Below are 2,800 nucleotides of genomic sequence, written 5' to 3'. Positions count from 1 at the left end.
GCTTCAACGCCAACCTCGGCAAGGCCGCGAACCAGGACGATCTGTCCCTGCAGGCCGTCATCCCCTGGGGTCCCAAAGACGCCGCGTGACGGCTAAGGCCGGTCGGTTCTCCACCGACCGGCCCATCAAGACTCCAATCTTGAACGCGTTCAAGATTGGAGTTTTAGGGGTGGTGGAGCTTCTAAATAAGCGCCTGAAACTCATAGGCGCGTGGTATCTTTATTTTTCCTCCAAAACCGTGCTACCATAGAAGCAGAATCGAGTCGAACTCGGACCCAACCGAAGTCAGGGCTTAGGAATGAGCGGTAGTCTAGAACAGTTTTTGACGGACCTGTCACGTGGGCTTGAGCGCACGATGGTGGCAGTGAACAAGGAACTCACCTTGCGTCAGCGCATCAAGCGCACGTGGTCAATGCGCCAGTGCGCAAGGTTTATGAACGTCAGTATTCAGTATCTAACCAAGTTCGCCAATTCGAGCGACGACTTTCCCGCGGGCGAATATGTTGGAAGAGAGCGTGTTTTCACGCTTTCCGAATTGATGCACATGCGGGCCCTTCTGGCGGCCTCGGCAAAGCGGCCCTACGACTACCTAGCCTGGCGCAAACCCGACGCCCCCTTACCCGTCATCTCGTTTGCCAGCCAGAAAGGGGGCACGGCTAAGAGCCTGAGCGCCGCGCATTTTGCGCAGTATCTCAGCTTGCATTACGGCATGCGCGTTGGTGTCATGGATGCAGACCCGCAAAGCACGATAACGCTCTACTTTGTCGGGGGTGAAGGTCTTCCCCAGATGCCCGACGAAAACACCGCCTCCATGGTGGACTTTGCCGGCCTCTTCCAGTCGGAAGATGCGCCATACACTGATCACGATGCGCAGACGCTCGACAGCTTCTTTCTAAAGACCTCCTGGCCGGGGCTGCGTCTGCTGCCGGCACATGGCGAAACGTCTGAGGGAGAGATCCAGATTGCGCGCCTTGTGCGAGAGGCCCCCGCCGGAAAGAGCTTCTATCGCTACCTGCGCGATGCCCTTGATCGCTGGAAAGCGGGCCACCCGCCAAAAACGCTGCCCAACGAATTGGTAGTCGAGGGCAAGGTCGATCAGCAGCGACTGAACGCTGCGCTGACCGAGACCCTCGATGTCATCATCATCGACTATCAGCCTGCGTTGACACTTTTCCAGCTGAATAACGTGATTGCGTCGACTTCGCTGGTCATCCCGCAAACCATGAAGGGGTTTGACATCGCAACGCTGTCGACCTTTGTGACCGGCCTGCTGGGGATGCTTCAGCATATTCTGGCCCATGAACGGATCGAAATAGGAACTGGTGCCAACATGCTGTTGCCGACGATCGTCCAACGATCCAATGCGCAGGATCTAAACCACATCGGAAACCTGCTGGAACACTGCCCCACGGAAATTCTGCCGGTGTTTTATCTGCGTTCCGACGCAATCTCGAATGCGTCAGACGTTTATCAATCCGTATACGAATATGAGCCGGACACGCCGGGAAAACGCAAGGGGATCAACCGGTTCATCACGAATGCCGATGCGGTTAACGACGCCATAGTATCGCGACTCTGGCCGGGCTTCGAACGCGGTTATGCCAATACATGGATGGACGAGTTCTATGAAGATGACGGCGAGGGTGAAGCATGAAACGCAGTATTCCAAGGTCGCTGGTCAGCAAGGCTACTAGTCCCGACACATCCAAGGAGCGCACGCCCGGTCCCGAAGGCCGGGCAGAAACGGGCGACGCTGTTTCTACTCCTTTCAAGGGGGCCGGCAGTGCTTGGAAATCAGGGGCGCTTGCGCAATCGCAAGCCGCTGTGGAGCGAAGCAGAGCTGAGCTTTGTTCGGATATCTTAAACGGCCGCCACGAAATAAGCCTGTCGCCAGACCAGATATCAGATCCGATGGGGACAGACCGCCGTCAAGACTGGATGTCCCAGGAAGCATTCAGGTCTCTGGTAAACAGCATTGCCTCGAACGGGCAGGACACACCCATTCTGGTGTGGCCCGAGGATCCGGATTGGGAGCCGGATCCGTTGGAGCCGTCGAACGTCACTGGTGTTCCATTTGTCATGCTTACAGGACGCCGCCGACTGGCGGCCGCGTCGGAGTTGGGTTTACCTCTTCGTGCAATCCTCGCTTCGCCGGAAGCGCGAAACGCCGAGAACAGCAAGTTTGAGATGTTGTTTCTGCGGTTCCGCGAGAATGAGGAGCGCGAGAATCTTAGCCCATTTGAGCGTTTGGTTTCGATTGGTGAAATGTATGAAACGTTGGCTTCTGGGGCAGACAAGCTGACAGCTGTGGCCTTCGCAAAGAAAATTGGCGTGCATGAGAGCCTAGTCTCACGAGCGAGGTCTGTCTTCGCTGCGCAGGATCAAATCTTGAACGCGTTCAAGAATGTCTACGACATGAGCTTTCGTGATTTGCAGGGAGCCTTAGCGAGCTTGGAGAGGGTGAACAAACCCAAGCTCAAACCGAAGGCAAAGCCCAGAAAGCTCACGGTCAAACGCAAGGTGGGCAACCGAAATCTTTCGGCGACTTCAGTCGATGGAAACCTATCCATCAAGGTTGCAGGTGTGCCGATAGACCAAGAGCGTCTCGAGAAGCTCGGAGATTTAGTCGCCGACTACTTGAGCGCCGAAGGTTCGGGGAAGGAAACCGACTGACGACAATGTCAGCGACATATCCTCCAGAACGACGAGGCAAGGAGCAAAAAGGAACGACAATCGAAATAAAGGCAAAAGAAAAGCCCCCAAGCGGTGTGGCCTGAGAGCTGATCTTAATGGTTTGGTC

2 protein-coding genes are annotated in these 2,800 nt (G+C 55.7%); both read left to right on the top strand.

Going from position 1 to position 2,800, the window contains the following annotated elements; all coding sequences use genetic code 11:
- Positions 1 to 298 precede the first annotated feature (298 nt).
- On the top strand, positions 299 to 1,654 hold the full coding sequence (locus tag MRY75_RS03340) for a ParA family protein (protein ID WP_009804235.1): 1,356 nt from the start codon (positions 299 to 301) through the stop codon (positions 1,652 to 1,654).
- Positions 1,651 to 2,673 (top strand): ParB N-terminal domain-containing protein, encoded by a 1,023-nt coding sequence (locus MRY75_RS03335; RefSeq protein WP_037207731.1) that lies wholly within the window; start codon positions 1,651 to 1,653, stop codon positions 2,671 to 2,673. Before MRY75_RS03340 ends, MRY75_RS03335 begins: the two co-directional genes overlap by 4 nt.
- The last annotated feature ends 127 nt before the right edge of the window (positions 2,674 to 2,800 follow it).

This window comes from Marivita sp. (assembly GCF_022763305.1).
GTDB lineage: Bacteria > Pseudomonadota > Alphaproteobacteria > Rhodobacterales > Rhodobacteraceae > Marivita.
The sequence above is the reverse complement of the archived record's forward strand: the minus strand, read 5'-3'. Positions and strand labels throughout refer to the sequence as shown.

Bases quoted from the DNA above. Each gene is read 5' to 3' on its own strand.
- MRY75_RS03335 (WP_037207731.1), top strand. From the start codon at position 1,651: ATGAAACGCAGTATTCCAAGGTCGCTGGTCAGCAAGGCTACTAGTCCC.
- MRY75_RS03340 (WP_009804235.1), top strand. From the start codon at position 299: ATGAGCGGTAGTCTAGAACAGTTTTTGACGGACCTGTCACGTGGGCTT.